Source organism: Flavobacterium cheonanense (assembly GCF_039539185.1).
Classification (GTDB): Bacteria; Bacteroidota; Bacteroidia; order Flavobacteriales; family Flavobacteriaceae; genus Flavobacterium; species Flavobacterium cheonanense.
The window spans coordinates 1-21,462 of the sequence record NZ_BAABCT010000005.1 but is presented as its reverse complement, the minus strand read 5'-3'; the positions used below and the strand labels follow the sequence as shown (position 1 = coordinate 21,462).

At 31.2% G+C, this 21,462-nt stretch carries 26 protein-coding genes, 1 tRNA gene, 2 pseudogenes and 3 riboswitches; of the genes and pseudogenes, 9 read left to right on the top strand and 20 right to left on the bottom strand.

The genetic code is table 11. The annotated features are described in order from the left end of the window. Positions 1-304 precede the first annotated feature (304 nt). Positions 305-652, top strand: a complete 348-nt coding sequence (locus ABD766_RS09885) for a hypothetical protein (protein WP_344816522.1) — start codon at positions 305-307, stop codon at positions 650-652. Between the two features lie 28 nt (positions 653-680). On the opposite strand, the gene ABD766_RS09880 is transcribed toward ABD766_RS09885, so the two are convergent. From ABD766_RS09880 to ABD766_RS09830, 11 genes are all read right to left on the bottom strand, one after another. Then, the gene (locus ABD766_RS09880; protein ID WP_344816521.1) at positions 681-1,016 is read right to left on the bottom strand and encodes a hypothetical protein; all 336 of its coding nucleotides are present in this window, start codon (positions 1,014-1,016) and stop codon (positions 681-683) included. A gap of 11 nt (positions 1,017-1,027) precedes the next feature. Next, positions 1,028-1,915 carry a hypothetical protein gene (locus ABD766_RS09875; protein WP_344816520.1) on the bottom strand — a complete coding sequence of 296 codons (888 nt, stop codon included), beginning with the start codon at positions 1,913-1,915 and terminating at the stop codon, positions 1,028-1,030. A gap of 209 nt (positions 1,916-2,124) precedes the next feature. Continuing rightward, positions 2,125-2,256: a hypothetical protein gene (locus ABD766_RS09870; protein ID WP_344816519.1), complete on the bottom strand. Its 132-nt coding sequence runs from the start codon at positions 2,254-2,256 to the stop codon at positions 2,125-2,127. A 15-nt stretch (positions 2,257-2,271) separates the two neighbouring features. After that, positions 2,272-2,847: a matrixin family metalloprotease gene (locus ABD766_RS09865; protein ID WP_344816518.1), complete on the bottom strand. Its 576-nt coding sequence runs from the start codon at positions 2,845-2,847 to the stop codon at positions 2,272-2,274. Positions 2,848-2,868: 21 nt separating this feature from the next. Beyond that, positions 2,869-3,381: a L,D-transpeptidase family protein gene (locus ABD766_RS09860; protein ID WP_344816517.1), complete on the bottom strand. Its 513-nt coding sequence runs from the start codon at positions 3,379-3,381 to the stop codon at positions 2,869-2,871. A gap of 14 nt (positions 3,382-3,395) precedes the next feature. Beyond that, positions 3,396-3,764: a hypothetical protein gene (locus ABD766_RS09855; protein WP_344816516.1), complete on the bottom strand. Its 369-nt coding sequence runs from the start codon at positions 3,762-3,764 to the stop codon at positions 3,396-3,398. Between the two features lie 3 nt (positions 3,765-3,767). Beyond that, positions 3,768-4,184 carry a DUF3293 domain-containing protein gene (locus ABD766_RS09850; protein ID WP_344816515.1) on the bottom strand — a complete coding sequence of 139 codons (417 nt, stop codon included), beginning with the start codon at positions 4,182-4,184 and terminating at the stop codon, positions 3,768-3,770. A gap of 62 nt (positions 4,185-4,246) precedes the next feature. Next, the gene (locus tag ABD766_RS09845) at positions 4,247-4,990 is read right to left on the bottom strand and encodes an N-formylglutamate amidohydrolase (protein WP_344816514.1); all 744 of its coding nucleotides are present in this window, start codon (positions 4,988-4,990) and stop codon (positions 4,247-4,249) included. A gap of 57 nt (positions 4,991-5,047) precedes the next feature. Then, positions 5,048-5,767, bottom strand: coding sequence for a PP2C family protein-serine/threonine phosphatase (locus ABD766_RS09840; protein WP_344816513.1), 720 nt, complete (start codon positions 5,765-5,767; stop codon positions 5,048-5,050). Positions 5,768-5,897: 130 nt separating this feature from the next. After that, a complete protein-coding gene (locus tag ABD766_RS09835; protein ID WP_344816512.1) occupies positions 5,898-6,344 on the bottom strand; it encodes a hypothetical protein in 447 nt (148 codons plus the stop codon). Positions 6,345-6,346: 2 nt separating this feature from the next. After that, on the bottom strand, positions 6,347-6,619 hold the full coding sequence (locus ABD766_RS09830) for a hypothetical protein (RefSeq protein ID WP_344816511.1): 273 nt from the start codon (positions 6,617-6,619) through the stop codon (positions 6,347-6,349). Positions 6,620-6,771: 152 nt separating this feature from the next. Beyond that, positions 6,772-6,866, bottom strand: a riboswitch (SAM-I-IV-variant riboswitch). Positions 6,867-7,015: 149 nt separating this feature from the next. Then, a riboswitch (SAM-I-IV-variant riboswitch) is annotated at positions 7,016-7,111 on the top strand. 60 nt (positions 7,112-7,171) lie between these two features. Here ABD766_RS09830 and ABD766_RS09825 point away from each other — a divergent pair. The 3 genes and pseudogenes from ABD766_RS09825 to ABD766_RS09815 all read left to right on the top strand — a co-directional run. Then, on the top strand, positions 7,172-7,486 hold the full coding sequence (locus ABD766_RS09825; protein ID WP_344816510.1) for a hypothetical protein: 315 nt from the start codon (positions 7,172-7,174) through the stop codon (positions 7,484-7,486). Then, positions 7,482-7,577, top strand: a riboswitch (SAM-I-IV-variant riboswitch). (Overlaps the previous gene by 5 nt.) Before the next feature lie 207 nt (positions 7,578-7,784). Beyond that, entirely contained in the window at positions 7,785-8,210 is a 426-nt protein-coding gene (locus ABD766_RS09820; protein ID WP_344816509.1) for a hypothetical protein, read from the top strand. A gap of 208 nt (positions 8,211-8,418) precedes the next feature. Then, a pseudogene (locus ABD766_RS09815) lies at positions 8,419-8,676 on the top strand (Sir2 family NAD-dependent protein deacetylase); the annotation flags it as partial. Between the two features lie 149 nt (positions 8,677-8,825). On the opposite strand, the gene ABD766_RS09810 reads toward ABD766_RS09815, so the two are convergent. The 7 genes and pseudogenes from ABD766_RS09810 to tpx form a co-directional block, all read right to left on the bottom strand. Next, positions 8,826-8,910, bottom strand: a tRNA-Ser gene (locus ABD766_RS09810). Positions 8,911-9,068: 158 nt separating this feature from the next. Then, positions 9,069-10,199: a 3,4-dihydroxy-2-butanone-4-phosphate synthase gene (gene ribB / locus ABD766_RS09805; protein WP_425556578.1), complete on the bottom strand. Its 1,131-nt coding sequence runs from the start codon at positions 10,197-10,199 to the stop codon at positions 9,069-9,071. A 352-nt stretch (positions 10,200-10,551) separates the two neighbouring features. Continuing rightward, positions 10,552-11,988 (bottom strand): annotated as a pseudogene (locus ABD766_RS09800) (LptF/LptG family permease); the annotation flags it as partial. A 5-nt stretch (positions 11,989-11,993) separates the two neighbouring features. Then, on the bottom strand, positions 11,994-12,635 hold the full coding sequence (gene lolA1, locus ABD766_RS09795) for an outer membrane lipoprotein periplasmic chaperone LolA1 (protein WP_298305449.1): 642 nt from the start codon (positions 12,633-12,635) through the stop codon (positions 11,994-11,996). A gap of 1 nt (position 12,636) precedes the next feature. Next, the gene (locus ABD766_RS09790) at positions 12,637-15,144 is read right to left on the bottom strand and encodes a DNA translocase FtsK (protein ID WP_344816507.1); all 2,508 of its coding nucleotides are present in this window, start codon (positions 15,142-15,144) and stop codon (positions 12,637-12,639) included. Between the two features lie 49 nt (positions 15,145-15,193). Continuing rightward, complete coding sequence (locus ABD766_RS09785; protein ID WP_344816505.1) at positions 15,194-15,565, bottom strand: diacylglycerol kinase; 372 nt, start codon at positions 15,563-15,565, stop codon at positions 15,194-15,196. Next, entirely contained in the window at positions 15,565-16,062 is a 498-nt protein-coding gene (gene tpx / locus ABD766_RS09780; protein ID WP_298305454.1) for a thiol peroxidase, read from the bottom strand. Before tpx ends, ABD766_RS09785 begins: the two co-directional genes overlap by 1 nt. Positions 16,063-16,203: 141 nt before the next feature. On the opposite strand from tpx, the gene ABD766_RS09775 reads away from it, so the two are divergent. From ABD766_RS09775 to arsB, 5 genes are all read left to right on the top strand, one after another. Next, complete coding sequence (locus tag ABD766_RS09775) at positions 16,204-16,527, top strand: ArsR/SmtB family transcription factor (protein ID WP_298305457.1); 324 nt, start codon at positions 16,204-16,206, stop codon at positions 16,525-16,527. Positions 16,528-16,564: 37 nt separating this feature from the next. Beyond that, entirely contained in the window at positions 16,565-17,041 is a 477-nt protein-coding gene (locus tag ABD766_RS09770; RefSeq protein WP_344816504.1) for a DUF6428 family protein, read from the top strand. 16 nt (positions 17,042-17,057) lie between these two features. Beyond that, positions 17,058-17,672, top strand: coding sequence for a class I SAM-dependent methyltransferase (locus ABD766_RS09765; protein WP_344816503.1), 615 nt, complete (start codon positions 17,058-17,060; stop codon positions 17,670-17,672). 1 nt (position 17,673) lies between these two features. Beyond that, positions 17,674-18,282: an arsenate-mycothiol transferase ArsC gene (locus tag ABD766_RS09760; protein ID WP_344816502.1), complete on the top strand. Its 609-nt coding sequence runs from the start codon at positions 17,674-17,676 to the stop codon at positions 18,280-18,282. Between the two features lie 68 nt (positions 18,283-18,350). Next, positions 18,351-19,379, top strand: a complete 1,029-nt coding sequence (gene arsB, locus ABD766_RS09755) for an ACR3 family arsenite efflux transporter (protein ID WP_344816501.1) — start codon at positions 18,351-18,353, stop codon at positions 19,377-19,379. 3 nt (positions 19,380-19,382) lie between these two features. Here arsB and ABD766_RS09750 read toward each other — a convergent pair whose 3' ends face one another. Further along, positions 19,383-20,114: a DUF3667 domain-containing protein gene (locus tag ABD766_RS09750; protein WP_344816500.1), complete on the bottom strand. Its 732-nt coding sequence runs from the start codon at positions 20,112-20,114 to the stop codon at positions 19,383-19,385. A 289-nt stretch (positions 20,115-20,403) separates the two neighbouring features. Next, complete coding sequence (locus ABD766_RS09745) at positions 20,404-21,342, bottom strand: hypothetical protein (protein ID WP_344816499.1); 939 nt, start codon at positions 21,340-21,342, stop codon at positions 20,404-20,406. Positions 21,343-21,462: the final 120 nt, after the last annotated feature.

Here is a 21,462-nt window from a genome sequence, read left to right as displayed (position 1 = left end):
CGCTAATAAATTCCTAATTCCTAATTCACAATTCGTAATTCGTAATTCACAATTCGTAATTCACAATTATATCAAAGGTATATCAAAGGCATACAAAAGGCATATCAAAGGCATACCAAATGTAGAACAACAAGTATCTTTAAAAAGTAGTAAATTCAAAAGCCTTCAATTCAAATAAATCCCAGAAGCACTACCAAAAAGTATCGTAAATACTACTTATAAATAGAACAAAAGCTACAATCCAGTCTCCTAAAAAGCACTCCTGACTCAATAATTTTACCCTATCAAAAAAACAACAAAAAGCATGAGACAAGTAATCAATGTAAACGACATTATGGTATTCTTTAACAAAAAAGAACGTCAATCCTATAAAATGATAGCAGAAATGAAAAAGAGCTACAATAAAGAAGCACACCAGCCCATCACCATCAAGGAATTTGCGGATTATTACAACATTCCTCAAGAAACAATTACAACAGTAATGCAAGCAAACGATCTAATTAAAACCCAACAAAAGGAAGATAAAAAACTAAAATTAGATCTTGCTAAAGAAGCTAATAGTAGAGTAGAAGAGGCTAAAAAACTACAACTATTAGAAAAACTTGCCGTAAAAGAAAAAGAAACACCTCGTTTCACTTTCAATAAATCCTAAAATCGAATCCTAAAACAAAGCAAAATGCCTATCCAAAAATATTCTTTTCAAGCAATAAATACCTGTCTAAAAGATTTTTATCAAATGAAAATTCTACATATTCTTTTAATTCATCCATACATTTCAAATAATTTTCAACATCATCAATAGATTTATAGAAAAGTAAATTGCGTATCATTACATATTCATCATTATAATGTTCTATTCCCATCTGAATTTCTTCTTCTGAAAATTGCGCTAATAGTTCTTCATCAGATGCCTTCTCTATTTTTAAACTCTTTTTCAACTCTTCCGACGTAATTCCTATTGCATCATAATAGTCATTTAAAAAAGCAGTTGTCTCTTGCTTAAAAGGTTCTTCCATAATAGTAAATTTTAATATTTAGAGTAACTACTTAAAAAAATTAAGAAATCATCAAGATGTGTTTTAGTATTGTTATCAAATTCCTCAAGTAATTCAGTTGAAAACTCAGAGTTTGCTTCAAGTAAATCAGTTACTTTTCCGAAAAACACGATCTTATAATCCGATAACACAGCGTTTAAATCGATAGTAAAATCTTCTAGTAGTTGTTCGTAAATGCCAGCATTAAAATAGTCCAAATACACTTTTTGCAATGAATCAAACACCTCAATTGGGATACTTGTATATTCTTGATTTATATGGTCCAACAGAACTAGAGCAGGGAGCAAGTTTATCCATTCCTCTTCATTGTTAATAAAGTAGAACCCACCGCAACCCATAGTATCTTCCATAAACAACGCATATCCGTTTAATGATGGTTTATGTTTAGTAGCATTGAATAAAACACTTTCATAATTTTCAAAACCTGAAAAGCAAAAAGTAAACGTTTCAAAATCAATTTCAGCTTTCTCAGAAGTATTGATAAATCCCATATCAATACCAATAAAAACGCTATTCGATATTGGCCCACAAGCAGTTCCTGAATCACAAAGTTCAAACAAAACGGTATTAGTATGGTTCTTTAACTTTACATGCACCAAAACATCAAAAGCTTTAGTTGCTTCTGAAGCATCAAATTTAAAGTTGTAGTTATTATATTTTCCTTGAAGTAGCTCTTCTAATGCCTCATTATAGAGAAGTCTAATTTCTGGTTTTTCATCAATGAGATTTCCTCCATCAATATCTATAAAATGAAACAAAGTAGCAACAGAAGAATGATAATTATCCTCATATAAAAGTTGTTCGCCAGTAACAGGACAATAAAAAGGAGTTGCTTTCCTAGATAAACGAAGGTATTGCATAGAGTAGTTAAATTAGTATAAAGATATCAATATTTTTAATTTAATACAAATATAAATCGCAACATCGCCATATTGTGTCTGTGTAAAATATTTGGATAAATTAAAAAGTGGAAATAATTGCACTAGTCACACTTTCTTGTTAATAACCAAATACAAACTATTAATAATATCAGCCAAAGTACCATATTGTTCATTTTGTAAATTTTAAATTAATCTTTAGTATGATAAAAAATATAACCAATTATTAAACCGATAAAGATAAAAAACCCCAATCCTTCTAAATAGGTTGTCAATAAAAACAATACAACTAAAGCTAATATTATAACGATGTAATATTTCATAATTTATGATTTTAATTATTTATGAATCACTTTCGAGCACTTAGAACAAAACCATATTTTTTCTCGGTCCACTTGTTGTATGGTGCCTTTGGCATCATTCATCAAACAATCTTTGTGATGGGTGCAATGTATAAGTCCTAAATTATGGCCAATTTCGTGCAGCGCTACTTTTTTAAGACGAACTAACATTTTTTGTGTAGTTACACCCTTTTTAAGTCTAAAAGTGGAGATAACACAGGTTTTTCCTGGTCGTAGTCCAAGTCCAAAAATGCCCCATTCGGTAAACGAAGTACTTTTTCGGTAGGCGATATCTTTTTCTGTAATTAGTAAAAGATTTTCATTTGATTTGAATTTATTTAAAATTTTACTGGCTTCATAACGGGTTTTACTAGCGGCTAAAATATCCTTTGTAAGATTTACTTTTGGTTGAATTACACAAGTATAGCCATAGAAATCAGTAACTGAATTTTTAACGTAGGTAAGGTATTTTTGATTTACATCTCCAAGCGGTTGGATGTAAATAGTTTTTGGTGTATGGGTAGTAAATGAGCAAAAAATCCCAACCAACAATAGCAATACTATTTTTTTCATAATTCTATTTTTTATAAATTGTTATGGTTTAATTTCAATCGTACAACCTACGCTAACAGCAGCATACAATTCATCTATTTCGGCATTTGTAACGGCAATACAGCCTAAAGTCCAATCTTGCCAACGGTGGAATTTACCAATGTAACCCTTTCCATTTTTTAAACCGTGAATTTTAATATCACCACCTGCAGGTTTGCCCAATCTTTTAGCTTTCGCCATATCATTTTGATTGGGATAAGAAATGCCCAAGTTTTTATGCCAACCACTATTCGGATTTTTATCATGGATAGAGTACATTCCTTCAGGAGTTTTTTGATCGCCTTCATATTCTTTAGCACCAACTGGATTTCTGCCTAATGATATCGTATATGTTTTTATTAATTTCCCTTTGCTGAATGCTAATAATTGATGTTTTGATTTGTATACTATCATAGCATCTATTTTAGAATCTTTAGGTAATGGTTGTTCAGGATAAAAGTAATATACGAGCCATCCTAAAAGAAATAAAAAAGAGAAAACAAAAATTTTTTTCATGGGAACAAAAATAATTATTTAGTTAGTCTATAGTCAAATCCAATATCTTTTGGCATTATATTGGGATTATAATTATATAGCCAGTAATTGAGTTCTTTTAAATGATGTATAAGCACGCTGTATTTAATTTGATTTTTTTTAAGGGTAAAGTAATCAACATCTTCTTCAAAGTTCAGTTTCATATAATTGTCCAACGATAATTGACTAACTTTATTTTGAATTTCTCTGATACTTACTCCTTTTGTAGTTATTCCTAATAAATTAATTTCAGAAATAATGAGTGAATAGGAGGAGAATACGCCTACTTTTTCACCCTTATCATTATGATAATAAATGGAATGAATAGCTGTTTTCTTTTTTTTATAATGGGTGTTATACAACATAGGTTACGATGCTATAGGTACTAAAGTAATTAATCTAGCAGGTTGATTGATTGTGCCATATACAATTGCGTTTTGTTGGTATTTATTCCCCAATGCAATCGCTTGCTCTTCTGAAATATTGGCTACAAAAAAACTAGGTTCTGGTGGCCAATTTCCAATAGTGTCTTTTCCTTCTGCTTCAAGTATTTTATAATCTTTCAAATCCAATTTTAATGATTCGTTTAATGCGCTATTTTCTTCGATTGGTAAAACATTAGAAAACGGATTCCAAGCGGTTATAAAGCACCAGTTTGTAATTTCATTTTCTTTTAAAAAGGTTTGTAAAGCTTCGTTTTCTTGTCCAATAAAAATTGCAATTTTGGATTGAATTATTTCATAACAAGTAGCTTTGTAAGCTTCTAATAGAGTAGTTGGTATCATAAGAGTGTATTTTAGGTTTGAATGGAAGTACAGAAATAAATAAAATTATTTTCTTATACAAATTAATACTTGTTTTTTAGCATTTTTAAAAAGTCTTGAACTACTTGCTGTATTGCTGTAAATTGTTCTGATTTTTCATTTCCTGGCTCCAGTAAATACAATCCTCTATTAATTTCTAGCATAATAGAATATACGTTTGGATTTTTTTGATAAAAAGCCATAGGAACTATCGTACCACTATATGGCCAGTCTACTCCTAAACTATATCCTTTTTCTTCAAAAAAAGCAACGGAAGCGTCGATGAGGAATTGTGGCGTATGAAAAGGGTCAATCCCAATATTAAAATCAGGACGTTTAGGAGATTGATTTAAATCGCGAGTTATGGGTGTCGAAGGATAAGAGTGGCAATCAACGATTAAACAAGTTCCGTTTTTTTCCAATTCGTTAGAAACCGCAAAAGTAAATTCATTATGATGCTTCCAATAGTACTCTTGCATGATGCTATTTCTTAAACTTGGTATAACTTCTCTCATTAATTCACCTGAATCAAAATGCGTGTATACCGCACCCATTCCGTATTTTGACATGACTTCATCAGCATCATTTTCAAATCGTTCTACGTCGCAAAAAATCCTTGAAAATGGAGCTTTAATCAGAGTATCTGATGACGAGAAAAACAATTCGTCGGTGTACCAATCGGTTAATTTTAATTGCTCCTTTTCAATTTTTAATTGGTCGTTGATATAACCATCATAGAAAGGTATAACAACAGAAGCATGTGGTATATGTAAGAGTAATTTTTTCATTTTGATTTAGTTAAATTGATTTTGTGATTGATAGTAACTGATTTACTGATATTTTTTTTAATTTTCATTTATTCCAATCTGATAAAGAATAGCCGAATAATTATCAATAGAAAATTGTGCACATTGTTGGTTGATGGTCGTTATGATTTCAGTGCATGAATCATTAGATTTAAACAGTGCCATTAAATCATCTTCAATGAAAGCTTCTAATACGCCATCTGAAATCAGTAAAAAATAATCATTTTCTTGAAGGTCTGTTACTATATGACAATCAAGTGGAGTAGGAGGTTGGTTCCCATTTATGATTCGTGTAACTTGATTTTTATTGGGATGAAAATACTGTTCTAGTGTTGTGATTTCACCTTTATCAATAGCTTCGTTAACCCATGTATGCCCTTTTGTTTTATAGTTGCAATGTCCATTTCTGATATGGTAAACTAAGCTATCGCCAATCCAAGCAATTTGTATTGACTTGGTTGTCAATCTAGTCAAAGCTATGGTGCTTGCCATTAGCTTCATGGATGGATTTTTCTTCTTAAATTGTATAATTGCATCCGCTATTGTAACTTCTAAATTCGATAATTCGAAATTAGGATTGTTTTTATAAAAGTTATTTACAGTTGTTGCCACTAATTTTGAAGCAACTTGACCATTCCCATTTCCTCCCACGCCATCACAAATCAGGTAAAGTGCTTCTTTTTCAAATACTATAGTATCTTCATTTACATCACACTGTCCTTTTTCGGTTAAATAAGCTTCTGATTTGATGTATATCATTATTATTAATGTTTTTTAGTTAGAAATGAGAATGATGGTTGCTTTTTTGTTCTTTGACTTTATTGTTTTTGAAATATTGTTTAACCTTAAATTCTTTGATTTTACATAAGCATTTGTTTTAAGTTACTAATTATAAATAATGTTGCACATTCATACCAATGACTTTGTTATCTTGGGTAAGTAATGTACCACCACCAGGAATATTGGTACTAAATTGGATACCCTCTTCATCAAAATAATAAGATGTTTCAGGACCTTCCACCAAGCACATTTTGATGGGTTTAGCTTTCTCTGCTTCGATTTTGTTTTTCATCCATAAACAATGTTCAATAATTTTTTCATGAAGCGGTGCGGAATACTCTTGTTCGAAATCTTTTATCTCTTGTTCAGAAATACCATTGATATGGGTGCCTGGATAGTTACTAAAATCATTGTTTTTATTAAAATGGATTGGAATTTGCATAAATAAAGCATAGCCCACTTTTAGTATTACATAAGGGAACTTGCCATAACCATCTTTAAACATTTTATGTTCGTGCCAATTTTCGTTTTCTTTATTTTTTGAATTAGTATCCATAACTAAACAATTAAATTAATATGTGTTACCTCATTTACCTTAAAACTAATCGGAAGAGGTAATAAAAGAATCTTTTTGTACTGAGTCGTAATGGAAAACTGCATTTCAGATTCGTTACAATTAAATGCGGCTCCTTTAAATAGAATCCCATCATCTTCTTGATTAAAATACAACAAAACATAGGGATACATTTTGGTAAGTTCAAGTAAAGTATTTACCTGTTGGTGTTCTAATTCAATAAATAAAGGCAAATTACCTTCTTTAAGTTCGTGCACTTTTAAAAAAGTGTCCTCCGTTTTTTTGACCACACCCTCAATTTGAAGGGAAGTGTGGTCATTAAAAAAAACGTGCAATACATTTTTCATACAAATAATGATTAAGTTAAACTATCGTTACTTGTATTTCGAAAATAAGGTTTGTCTGGGTAAACTTACGTTTATTTTGACCGGACGGGCCCGTATTGTTTTACCACCGTGGTGTCTACACTCGGTTGGTACCCTAAATGGGTTCGAAATACTTTGCAGAGATATTAATAAACTTTCAATCTACAAAATTTTTAACAACATTTCTATATAAATAATTTTTAAGTTATTGATAATTAATATTTTAAATAATTTTTATTTTATTAAAATATTTTTATTGTATGTTTCATTTTTTTTATTTAATTATGCACCCAGCATCTGGAAGGAATTTATTTCCTGCCAACCGATCAGCTCACGACACGGTGGTTTAGTATGCGGAACAGTCGTTCAAATGTGTTGAGAAATATTATTTTTTACCGTTTTGATACGACATGACAATAAGTGTATAATTTTAATTGCTATGTTATGAATCAGTTTGCCGAACAAAGAGAGCAGTGGATTAATCAATTCAAGAGTTATTCTGATGAATCGTTAGTCAAGATTTTTAATGGGAATGTAGGCCTAAAAACTTTCGGAGTTTTACTCAGTATATACCTCAATACTTTGGAGCAAGAAATAATAAGTAGAGGTTGGGATTATTCTGAAATTATTTCAATTTGTCCGAAAACGAATACCTTACTTTCAGTCTCTTATGCATTTCCTGTTGAATTAATAGGTAATAAATTAGTGCCTATTAAAAATTACTTTTGGTTTAATAAACAAAAAGTATATATTAATTAAGCATCAAGATAATCCATTGGGTTAGCCAACCGATCAACTCACGACATGGTGGCTTAGTATGCAGAACAGTCGTTCAAATGTGTTGATAAATGCAATTTTTAGTTACATTTTTTTGGCATAACAGTAGTTTCATTTTTAATTTGTTATGTTTATGAAAACATCAGCTATCTCATTAATTGAGAAAAATAATAAAGCGATAACGATATTTATGACCATTTAAATAGTTTGTAAATTCAAAAAAAAACTCAGAGGAAACATATTTTAGTAATTTTTATATTCAAATATAAAGCATATAATAATGAAAATTAAAAAATTAAAATCCATTGGATTCAATATAACGGTCTTTTTACTACCATTCTTATTCATGGTAATTGTGAATGAAACAATTGCCCTTAAAAAGAAGGAAAAAGGTTATCGAGTTAACACGATTGAAGCAATAAATAGTAATAAAGCAGATGCCAAACAATGTACGTGGATATGTCATAATAACACGTTGTATTGTAAAAAACATCATACGAAATGGCTAAAAACCAGTTTTCCATATACCGACCCAATTTATTTTGGAACCATTCGATTACTAATGGCAACAGGTAATTATGGAGCAGCAAATATATTGCTATATGTAGTTTTCTTTCCTTTGACGATTGGAGTACTTATTATTTGGAATCGTCATTTAACTATAAAAATCGCAACTCTAAAAAAGCATAAAAATGGAAATAATTGAAAACTTAGGTGGGCAACTGTATGTGTATTGCACCGATTTTATTATTAACATGTCAAATCTAGTAGGAATATCTTATTATGAATTTAATTTCATTGTTTTTTGCATAGTGTATCCATTTCTTTTGCTGTTTTTCGGAATTAGGTTTCTTTATTTGAACTATAGCTTATATAAGTTTAAAAAATCGACACTGTAATGCAACAAACAAACCATATCGTTTTTTTTTAACAGGAGCCGTATCAGTCAAGAAAGCTGCATTAGTACCTTTCGTGATGCCAATGGCTTATGGAACAAGCACAAAATAGAAGAGGTAGCTTCACCTGAAGGTTTTGACAAGAATCCGCAATTGGTTTTAGATATTTACAATGCAAGAAGAAGACAATTAGATGAGGTAGAAACCAACGAAGCTCACCGTTTGATTGCCCAATTAGAAACCAAATACAAAGTAACCGTAATCACACAAAATATCAAGAATGGAATTTACAAGCTAAAAACAGCTTAAAAGGCTTGTATTCTTTGGTAAATAGATTTTAAATTGATTGTGGGCTAAATGTGGACTAGGGCTAGAAATAAAAAACCCTAACCAATTGATAATCAATTGTTAGGGTTTTAATTATGCGGAGAAAGAGGGATTCGAACCCCCGGACCTGTTACAGTCAACAGTTTTCAAGACTGCCGCATTCGACCGCTCTGCCATTTCTCCAGTAAGACGCACATACTTCCGTATTGCGGATGCAAATATAGTAACCTTTTTTTGTTTTCCAAATAGATTTTAAACAAAAAAACGATTAATTTTTATTATAAAAACTAATCGTTTCATTTTCTATACTTTAGAAACTTAAATTCTGCTTTTTTTTTGCATTAATAACCCACGTAATCCGTGATTTTTAATCCATATCCAATCATTCCAACACGTTTTGTATGTTGCGTATTGGTGATTAATCGTATTTTAGAAATGTCTATGTCGTGCAATATTTGGGCTCCAATACCAAAATCTTTCGCATCCATTCTAATTTGTGGTGCATTGATGATTCCTTGTTCTTGTAATACTTTAAGTTCTTTTAAACGATTCAATAAATCTAACGATTGTACTTCTTGATTAATGAAGATAACGGCACCTTTGCCTTCTTCGTTAATCAATCGGAACATATCATCCAATTTTTTGTCGGCATTGTTGGTCAAGGTTCCTAAAATATCGTTGTTGATTTGCGTTGAATTGATACGTGTTAAGATAGATTCACCTTTACTCCAACTTCCTTTAGTTAAAGCTACGTGAACCTGTTTATTTGTGGTTTGTAGATAAGCTCTCAAACGAAATTGTCCGAAACGTGTTTCTATTTCAAAATCTTCTTTCTTTACAATTAAGCTATCGTGTTGCATTCTGTAAGCCACCAAAGCTTCAATGGAAACTAATTTTAAATCAAACTTCTTTGCCACTTCAACCAATTGTGGTAAACGAGCCATTGTTCCATCTTCATTCATGATTTCAACAATAACTCCAGCCGATTTGAATCCAGCTAAACGTGCAAAATCAATTGCTGCTTCTGTATGACCAGTTCTTCTCAAAACGCCACCTTGCTTTGCAACCAACGGAAAGATATGTCCAGGACGCGCTAAATCATAGGGTTTTGTGTTTTCATCCACTAAAGAAAGAATCGTTTTGGCTCTATCAGCTGCTGAAATACCAGTAGTAACGCCATTTCCTTTTAAATCTACAGAAACCGTAAATGCAGTTTCCATGTGGTCTGTATTGTTTCTAACCATCGCGTGTAAATCCAATTCTTTACAACGACTTTCAGTTAATGGTGCACAAATTAATCCACGACCATGTGTAGCCATAAAATTAATCATCTCGGGAGTTACTTTTTCGGCAGCAGCCAAGAAATCGCCTTCATTTTCTCTATCTTCATCATCAACAACAATAATAACTTTACCTTGACGAATGTCTTCGATAGCTTCTTCTATAGTGTTGAGTTGTATGTTATTTGACATGATCTTAATTAGTAGTTAATGTGTTCAAAACTTTTTTTGTGTAAAGGTAAAGCAAACCATAAAAAGGAAAACCAGTTAATAGTGAAATACCCATACCAGGTTCGATTGCTATACAATGTGCCTTGCTTATTTTTGAAACTATTTGTTGTGATTGATATATAAAATATAGTAATACTATAATACTTAATCCAAACAAAATTGTGATGATAATTGAACTATTTATAAACCATAGTATGCAGGTTATGAATGTTATAGCATAAGCGATTAACCCAAAATTGGCATATTTTTGATACTTTTCGATGTGTGATTTAGTATCAAATAAGGCATCAATAGTTTTTGGAGTTGCATTCTCATTCTCTTGTGCTTTTTTTGTAAAAAACTTTTGAAGAGGAAGTAAAACACCATCAAAACTTACCATACCTCCAATGTCATTAATAGCTCTATAGGTAAGTAATACTGCTAGAGGAGTTAATACAATCGACGACATCCAAACGCCCATAAAGGGTGTCATTCCGTCTTCTTGAGCTACTCTTTTTCCAAAAGTATTGATAAAATGGAATACAATAAAAATCGCTACTGCAAATACAATTGGTAATCCCAAACCACCTTTTCGGATGATAGAACCTAGTGGTGCTCCAATAAAAAACATCAATAAGCATGAAAAGGCAATCATGTATTTGTCATGTAATGCAATCCAATGTTTGTTGATACTTTTCTGTTTGGCTTGCATTTCAAAAATAGAACTGTCAATAGAAAAAACAGTATTTTCTATATTACTAAAAGCAATTTTTACTATCTCACTTTTTTGACTATCAGTAAGATTAGCCAATAAATTATTGGAAGAAACTTTGGTTCTTACTTGCGTACTATCGGGTTGATAGTAAGTATTGTTTATACCAGTTCGCAAATAAATGTTCTCTGTGTAGGAGCGAAGGTCTTTTTTGTAATTGGTATTAAGTGAATCAATAGTAAATCGTAACTCACTTATATTAAGCATGGTATTAGTATTTGAAATATCCACTTCATCCATACTCGATTGATTCAGTTTTGATAAATCAATATTAATTACATCACGTTTGAAGGTTCCTTTAGCAAATGGAATTCTAGGACGTTCTTCATATTTCTTAGGAATAATGTCTTCGTAGTAATTTCCGTCTGTTAAAACTAATTTTAGAGTATTAGATGATTCACTACTTATTAGTTCACCTTTTTTAGCTTTAATTACGGTTGTATTTCCTTCACCATTTGGAAGTTTCCTATGAATGGTTACTCCAATAAGAAAGTTTCCTTTCTCACCTGATTTTTTATCTACTTTGATGGTATAATTTCCAACTTCACTAAATTGACCTTCTGCGATTGCCATTGCTGGCTTAACTTGAGCGATATTTCGTCTAAAGTTGATGAACTTATATTCTGCGTAAGGAATTACATTGTTGGCAAAGAAAAAGGATAAAATGCTTAGTAAAATTATAAATACGGTGATGCTTCTCATGGTTCTCTGAAAAGAAATTCCAGAAGATTTCATTGCTGCAAATTCGTAGTTTTCTGCCAAGCTTCCAAAAGTCATAATAGAAGCTAATAATACAGATAAAGGCAATACTAGCGGAACTATTCTTGGCATAGAGAATAGTAAAAATTTCACGACTAAAAGGAAGTCTAAATCTTTACCAGCCAACTCTGAAATGAATAACCAGACGGTTTGAAGTATGAATATAAAAAACAAGATTACAAATACCGTAGTAAATGTAATCAGGAATGATTTTAATAAATACTTGTCTAATATTTTCACAAAAGCTAATCTAATTTATTGATGTAGTAGTTAGGATATTTACTCGCTACAAATGTAAATTGATTTTTTGACAATGGCTGATTGGTTTTGAAAGAATTAACAGTCAATGTAGTTTTTGTACCATTTTTACCAACTTCTATAAGGTTGTAAATGGTTTTAGTTTGAACATCAATTCCTAACAAAACCTCTTTACGTTGGTCTTTAGCGCTATTCGGAATTAATTTGATGTATTGAATTTTACGTCCTTTAATGTTTTGAGAAATATCCATAGAATATTTATAACCACTATTGAAAAACGTTAGCATTTTGGCAGGCGTAATAGCTTTATCATCTTTGTCATTTACACTTGAAATAGTAACTTCTTCATCTTCTGGATTTATAGTGTAGGATTTCTTTCCGTCGTAAATTTTAGTTACGCCCATAAAATTAAGAACATACTTATTTCCTTCCAAAGTTACATTTCCTTTGCTTTCTTGGTTGATGTTTTCTTTGGCGTTATTCAAAGTGTATTTAAAATCAATAACGATGTTCTTATAACTTTTAATTTTTTCAGTTACATCGTCTAAAAGCTCTTTAGCTTTTTTATCTTGTGCATTAGCGGTTAAACTAACAAAAAGTAGTAACGCAATTGACAGAAATTTATTCATTTTAATTATTGTTTTGTTCATTGTTTAAAAATTGATCTAAAGCTACCAAGTCTGGAATGTTTACACTTCTGGCTTTGCTACCTTCAAAAGGTCCAACAATTCCGGCTGCTTCTAGTTGATCTATTAGTCTTCCGGCACGATTGTAACCTAGTTTCAATTTTCTTTGCAATAATGATGCCGAACCTTGTTGCGCGGTCACAATTATTTCTGCAGCTTCTCTAAACATAGAATCTCTTTCAGAAATATCGATGTCTAATTTCATGCTGCTTTCTTCTCCAACATACTCAGGAAGCATGAACGCACTTGCATAAGCTTTTTGAGAACCAATATAATCTACAATTTTTTCAACTTCAGGTGTGTCTACAAAGGCACATTGTACACGAACTAAATCATTTCCATTAGAAAACAATAAATCTCCACGTCCAATCAATTGATCGGCACCACCAGAATCTAATATAGTTCTTGAGTCAATTTTTGAGGTTACTCTAAAAGCAATTCTCGCAGGAAAGTTAGCTTTAATCATACCCGTAATTACATTAACCGAAGGTCTTTGTGTAGCAATGATTAAGTGAATTCCTATAGCACGAGCTAATTGTGCCAAACGAGCAATTGGTGTTTCCACTTCTTTTCCGGCGGTCATAATTAAATCGGCAAACTCATCGACCACTAATACAATGTAAGGTAAAAATTGGTGTCCGTGTTCTGGATTTAATTTTCGTTGTTTGAATTTCTCATTGTATTCTTTAATGTTTCTAACCATCGCATCTTTCAATAAAGAATAACGGTTGTCCATTTCTATACAAAGCGAATTCAAAGTATTGATTACTTTGCTATTATCGGTGATAATGGCATCTTCAGAATCTGGTAATTTTGCTAAATAATGTCTTTCAATTTTGTTGAAAAGCGTTAACTCCACTTTCTTTGGATCGACCAAAACAAACTTCACTTCTGCAGGATGTTTTTTGTATAATAACGAAGTTAAAACAGCATTCAAACCAACCGATTTTCCTTGACCAGTTGCTCCAGCCATTAAAAGGTGAGGCATTTTGGCTAAGTCAAATACAAAAGTTTCGTTAGAAATAGTTTTTCCTAATGCAATTGGTAATTCCATTTCGGCTTCTTGAAATTTTGCAGATGCAATAACCGTTTTCATTGGAACCATAGTAGGATTCTTGTTCGGAACCTCAATACCAATTGTACCTTTTCCTGGAATAGGAGCGATGATACGAATACCCAATGCTGAAAGCGAAAGTGCAATATCGTCTTCCAAACTTTTAATTTTAGAAATACGAATTCCAGCTTCTGGAACAATTTCATAAAGTGTTACCGATGGACCAACAGTGGCTTTAATTTGAGCAATATCAATTTTGTAGTTACGCAAAGTTTCTACAATATTGTTTTTGTTGTCTTCAAGTTCCTCTTGATTGATGGTAATTCCAACGCTTGAGTATTCTTTCAGTAAATCAATAGTTGGAAATTTATAATTAGATAACTCTAATTTAGGGTCAAATAAACCAAAATCGGCTACTAATTTGGCTGCCAAATTTTCTTCAACCGTATCTTCGTCTTGCGATTTTTCAATTACAAAAGCTTCGTCATTGGTTTTGATTATTTCTTTAGCAGGTTCTACTTTTGGGGTTATGGGTTGTTCAACTTCTAGTGAAAGCGAAGGAGCAACTTTTGGTTCATTTTTTAAAGTAGGTTCCAATTCAATTTCAGAATAGCTTGAAATTGTTGGTTTCAATGTTTCTTTATTGATTTCAAACTGAGATGTTGCTGGTTTGATGTAAGGCTCTTCAAATGCTTCATCTAAATCATCTTTTGATTCCTCAACAGCATATTCTTCAAGGTTGTAAGCTCCACTTGCATCTTCAGAAGGTTTTGATTTCATAGCATCAATATCTTCTTTGAATTCTTTTTGCTTTTTCTCAAAAAACATTTTGATGCTGTCTGGAGAGATTTTGATTTTGAATAACAAATAAATTACTAAACCAAAAAGTAAGACTAAGAAAGTTCCAATTTTTCCGATGTAATCTTGAAAGAATTGATTCATTTCAAAACCAATAGTTCCGCCAAGTTCTGGAATAGAATTAGCAAAGAATCCGAAAAGTATTGATAAAATGATGATGGCAAATAAATCCCAAAACCAAGTTGATTTTAACTTCTTTAATGGCAAATCTAAAACCATAAAAGCTCCTGTTATGAAAAACAATTTCACAAAAAGAAACGATGCGGCTCCAAATCCTTTGTAAATAAAGAAGTCAGCTAAAAAAGCACCTACTTTTCCCAACCAATTTTCTGCAGGTTTGTTTCTGTCAGAAAGAGCAGTAACTATACTTTGATCTTCTTGACCATGCATGAAAAACGAAATGAAAGCCACCAAAAGTCCTATGGATAAAAGCACTAAAAGACAACCAAAAACTACTTTGTATTGTCTTTTCATTTTCCAAGGAAGTTTTTCTCCTAGTTCGTCAGGTTTTGTATTTTCTTTTTTTACTTGTTTTGCCATTCGAAATTAAATAGTTGGTATAAAAATAGAAATTTTATGTTGTAATCAATTAAAATTTTGGAATATAAATAATGCATCCAATAGCAATAGCAGTCATCGCAGCAAAAAATACGGCTCCAGCTGCAATGTCTTTGATAAAACCAATGCGTTCATGGTATTCAGGATGAATAAAATCGGCCACTTTTTCTACTGCAGTGTTTAGACCTTCAATTCCAAGGACTAAACCAATGGCTAAGGTTTGAATCAACCATTCTTCGTGAGAAATTTCAAAGTAAAAACCAGCAATAATCATTACAACAGCCAAACAACTTTGTACCATTACACTGTGTTCGGTTGTAATTAATTTGATGGCGCCTTTAAAGGCAAATCCCATACTTTTAAATCGTCCAGTTAAGAAGGTTTTATCTCTTTCGAATTCCATTATAGTGATGCTAAAGCGGCTTCGTAATTAGGTTCGTCTGCAATTTCACCAACTTGTTCAGCGTGTTTTACAACTCCGTTTTCGTCTAAAACGATTACTACTCTAGAATGTAATCCTGCTAATGGACCATCAACGATTTCTAAACCATAATTTTTTCCGAAACTTCCTTCTTTGAAATCAGATAAATTTTCAACATTTTCTAATCCTTCAGCGCCACAAAAACGTTTTTGAGCAAAAGGTAAATCTCTTGAAATACATAATACTTTTGTGTTTTCCAAAGCACTTGCTTTTGCGTTGAAAGTTCTAACCGAAGTAGCACAAGTTCCAGTATCGATACTTGGAAAAATGTTTAAAACCAATTTGCTTCCTGCATAATCAGCTAAAGTTGCTACAGATAAATCGCTTTTTACTAATTGAAAATCGGTTGCTTTTGAACCTACTTGAGGTAATGAACCATTTGTGTTTATTGGGTTTCCACCTAATGTTATTGCTGCCATAGTTATAGATTTTTTAAGATTTCAAAAGTATGAAATTATTTCGGAATTGAGAAGTTTGATTTGTAGTATAAATTTAACATAATAATTCGCTTTATATAATTGTTTTATCGTAATATTGCAATATAATAATTTTTTATAAAAATGGGAGCATCCAAATCAGAATCATTTTCAGAAGAGCACAACGAAATGGCAACTTTATTCAAAGCACTTTCACATCCAGCAAGAATTGCAATTGTCGATTATTTATTGTCGGTAGATTCCTGTATTTGTGGTGATATTGTAAACGAATTACCATTGGCACAACCTACAATTTCGCAACATTTAAAGGAATTAAAAAACGCCAATATCATCAAAGGAACTATAGAAGGCACAGCCATTTGCTATTGCATCAATCCGGATACTATTGATAAAATAGAAAATCATTTTGGAATGATTAGACATAAATTAAAGAACAAATGTTGTTAGCTAATCACTTTTTACTAATCACTAATCACTAAAAAAAATGAAACTATCAGAAATAAAAAATCAGTTAAAAAATCTTTCACAAATAGCTTTTCAATTGCCTAATGGCGAATTGGTTCCAAGTCATTTTCACGTTACTGAAGTTGGGAAAATTACTAAACATTTCATCGATTGTGGTGGCGTAGTTCGAACTGAAGAAGTTGTGAATTTCCAACTTTGGGAAGCCAACGATTATGATCACAGATTGCATCCAGAAAAATTGGTTCACATCATTGAATTATCGGAAGCTAAATTGCAAATTCCAGATTTAGAAATTGAAGTAGAATACCAAATGAAAGAAACTATAGGAAAATTCGGTTTAGATTTTGACGGAACTAACTTCCAATTAAAATCAAAACTAACCGATTGTTTGGCAAAAGACAATTGTGGAATTCCGCCAGAAAAATTGAAAGTAAAAATAGGAGAGTGGAAACCTAAAAATGCATCGTCTTGTACTCCAGATTCTGGTTGTTGTTAAAAATTAATTGAAAAATATGAGTCCAAAAAAGGAACATTGGGAAAAAGTTTTTGCAACCAAGCAAGAAACGGAAGTAAGTTGGTATCAACAAATGCCAGAAACATCAATTAATTTTTTCATTGAAAATAGTATTCCAAAAGAAGCCAAAATCATTGATATTGGCGGAGGGGATAGTTATCTGATTGACAATTTATTAGAAATGGGTTACCAAAATTTATTTCTTTTAGATATTTCTGCGAATGCTATTGAACGCATCAAAAATAGGTTAGGAGCAAAGGCAGAAAATGTAACTTTTATAGTTTCTGATATTGTTGATTTTCAGCCAGAAACTACTTTTGATGTTTGGCATGATAGAGCTAGTTTTCATTTTTTAACTAATGAAAATGAGATTACTATTTATAAAGAATTAGTTTCGAATGCAATTGCATCTAAAGGATTTTTATTTCTTGGAACTTTCTCAGAAAACGGACCTTTAAAATGTAGTGGATTAGAAATCACACAATATTCTGAAGCCAAATTTGATGCCATTTTTGGAAGTGATTTTGAGAAGATAAAATGTTTTGAAGAAAATCATCAAACGCCATTTGATACTAACCAGAATTTTATTTTTTGTTCCTTTAAAAAGAAATAATATGTTTCTAGATTTAAAAAATACCATAGCAGCTATTTCAAAAATTTCAGTTTCAAACGAGCGAACAGAAGTTTTGAAACCTTTGATTGATTATATTCAAAATAAAGTAAACTCCAACGAAGAAATTCGTCTAAACTTCATTTGCACACACAATTCACGCAGAAGTCATTTGTCACAAATTTGGGCACAAACAATGGCTTTTAAATTCGGAATTCAAAAGGTTTTTTTCTATTCTGGTGGAACGGAAGCTACAGCCATGTTTCCAAAAGTTAGTGAAACGTTGACCAATCAAGGATTTGAAATTCAGAAGTTGAGTGAGGAACAAAATCCAGTTTATGCTGTGAAATTTGATGCAAATCAACACCCGATTATTTGTTTTTCAAAAGCGTATTTCGATGATTTTAATCCGAAAAGTAAGTTTGGAGCCATAATGACTTGTAATAATGCAGATGAAGGTTGTCCAATGGTTTTTGGTGCAGAAGCCAGATTTCCAATAAAATACGACGATCCAAAAGCTTTTGACGGAACGGATTTAATGAACGAAAAATACGCAGAAAGAAGTTTGCAAATTGCAAGTGAAATGCATTATGTGTTTAGTCAGATTAAATGAGATTCCTACGGAATGACAACTGTGAACATAAAAAATCTTAATGAATCTTAATACCTTAATGGTTTAACATGAAAAAAAGACTTAATTTTTTAGATCGATACTTAACACTTTGGATATTTCTAGCGATGCTAATTGGAGTTGGCATTGGTTATTTTATTCCGAATTCAGCCGATTTTATTAACTCGTTTTCATCTGGAACTACAAATATTCCTTTGGCAATTGGACTAATTTTAATGATGTATCCGCCATTAACAAAAATCGATTTTTCGCAAGTTCCTAAAATGTTTGAACAACCCAAATTATTGACGGCTTCGTTTTTCATAACCTGGATTGTTGGACCTTTTTTGATGTTCTTATTAGCAACTTTTTTCCTAAAAGACTATCCAGAATACATGACCGGTTTAATCATTATCGGAATTGCTCCGTGCATTGCGATGGTAATCGTTTGGAACGAACTAGCCGAAGGTAATAGAGAGCTAACAGCTGGATTAATCGGAATTAACAGTTTGCTACAAGTGTTTTTCTTTAGTTTGTATGCTTATTTTTATTTGGCAGTGATGTTGCCATTATTCGGAATTAAAGGTTTGGAACTCGATATTACTATTTCAGAAATTGCTAAAACCGTTGGGATTTATCTTGGAATTCCGTTTGCATTAGCAGTGATTAGCCGATTTTTGATTAAAAAATATTTAGGAGATAAATTCTTCAATCAGAAATTTATACCATTTGTTTCGCCAATTACTTTGATAGCGCTTCTTTTTACGATTGTGGTAATGTTCAGTTTGAAAGGTGAAATGATTGTCGATTTACCAATGGACGTAATTCGAATTGCCATTCCACTAGTGATTTACTTTGCCATTATGTTTTTCTTGATGTTTTTTGTTTCCAAGAAAATTGGTGCCAATTATAGAGATGCTGTTGCATTATCGTTCACTGCTTCAGGAAATAATTTTGAGTTAGCGATAGCCGTTTCCATAGGCGTTTTCGGAATCAATAGCGGACAAGCATTTGCTGGAGTTATTGGACCTTTAGTTGAAGTTCCAGCATTGATTATTTTGGTTAATGTGGCTTTTTGGTTGAGGAAAAAGTATTTTTGATTTTTATTTCATTGTTATAAATAACACAATAAAGGATACAAGTAGAACAAAGAAAATAATAAAAATGAATAGTGTTATAAAGGCATTTATTACATTCAAATACCTTTTATTTTGATAATATTCTTTAAAAACTTGATAGTAAATAATGATAATTGTTATTGCAGTTATTAAATTTATGATAGGATTGGTATTTTCATCCAACTTCATTAATTTAAGAATATCAGATAATAAATTGAACAACAAAAAATAAATTAGGCATATACTCGCAATAATACTATGTTCAGCGATATTGAACTTTACTTTGTGATATACCATTCTTGAAGAAATTGCAAATAAAGGGATAAACGAAAGCAAAATGAACTTGATATTCTCACGTGCAAAATTCAAACTTTTTACATAAGAAGGATTGTTGTTTCTAAAACTTGGTTTGTCCATAAAGGATTGCAACAAGAGCGTAAAACCAATAATTACTAACGTCAAATAAAAGAAGTTATAATATCGTACTCTTTTTCCTTGAATGTAGTTCTGAGCAACAGCAGCAGGTCTTAGTATGATTTCTTTTAGTGTAAAAGGCAAACCTTTATCTAAATGAAATGCGCCATGAATTATGTCGTGTTGGATAAAATGTTTAATGTCAAGACGTTGTGTATTTGATTTTTGGCTGCAATTGTGACAAAATTTACCAATTATTTCGGTATCGCAATTTATACAACGACTATTTTTATACTCACTCATTTCGCAATTCTATATTTAATAATTTACAACAACTTATTTCAACTAGTAATTGGTCAAATGTAAAAAAAACTCTCAAGAAATTGAATGTTTAATTTTATTATTTAGATAAGAATCATGGTCTAAAATTAAAATTGATTAAAACAAATTGAGCTAATTAATGTTTAAATAAATCTATTGTTTTAAATGAATAAAAGATATTGAATTATTACCAAAAACAATAGAAAATATGAATCTTATTTTTGAAATATCATAGTAATCAATTGTGGCAAACACTTGTTATGTGATGTTTTTATTTTTCGTTTAGCTTTCGTTCTACATATCTTATGAATTTTACATTTGGCAAACTTTCATCTTCTTTTTTTATCAATAATTGCATCCCATAACTATAAAATTCTTTACCTTGATAAAGTTGAATAATAAGATTTGTAAAATGACTTACAAAAGATTGTGGGAATTTAAGTTCTATTCCTTTTACATTCTGATTGTAATATTCTAAAATATCTTTCCAATCATATTTTTCAATTTTTGTTTGAGTTGGATTGTGTTCTTTATTGTTTTCAAATGCTGTTTTAAATCCTTGACCGTTTTCATACCAATAGACATATTCAACTTCATTTGGCGAAGAGCCATTGTCTGATATTCGCTTGATGAGCATAACCTTATCAATTCCAGTTTCTCGTAAGTTGCAAGCAAAATTTTCAGCAAGTTTATCTATTTTTGCAATTCCAGCTCGATTATAAACTTCATTTAATCCATTTTTTTTGAAATTGCAATTTCCTTCGCCGTATCGTTCAATTTCTTTCCATCTCTCTATTGATTTTTCTTCGGAACTCAGATTATTAGCTTGAGTTAAATAGCTGCATTTTATTGGTACATAAAGCGAATCAATTTTTAGAATGTAAATGAGTTCATCATATTTATTCTTTCCAATTTGAACTACTTCTCCTATGTCTCCAGTTTTAGGTTCAAAATTTCCCCAATGTGATTTCCCTGCTTTTAATTTTACTTCCTCATTTATCCATTGTATAAATTTTGATTCAATTCCATTTGCAGTTAAATAAATTCCTCCATTGTGATATATTTTAAGTTTTTGACCAACTAAGTTGTAATTTGTTTTACATAAATCTATTGAATCAACTCCTTTTTCTATGTAGGTATATTGATTTTGACAAAACGAACATGTCCAATAAATCAGAAAGAAAAATATATATAAAGTAGTTTTTGTCATGTCCTAAAATACGTTGACCATTTTTAGGTTATTAATTAATTCAAAAATACGGATTTGTAATCGGAAGATTGATAACTTTTTTTAAAAAATTCCCTTCGGGTTTTAAAAAAGTTACCAACA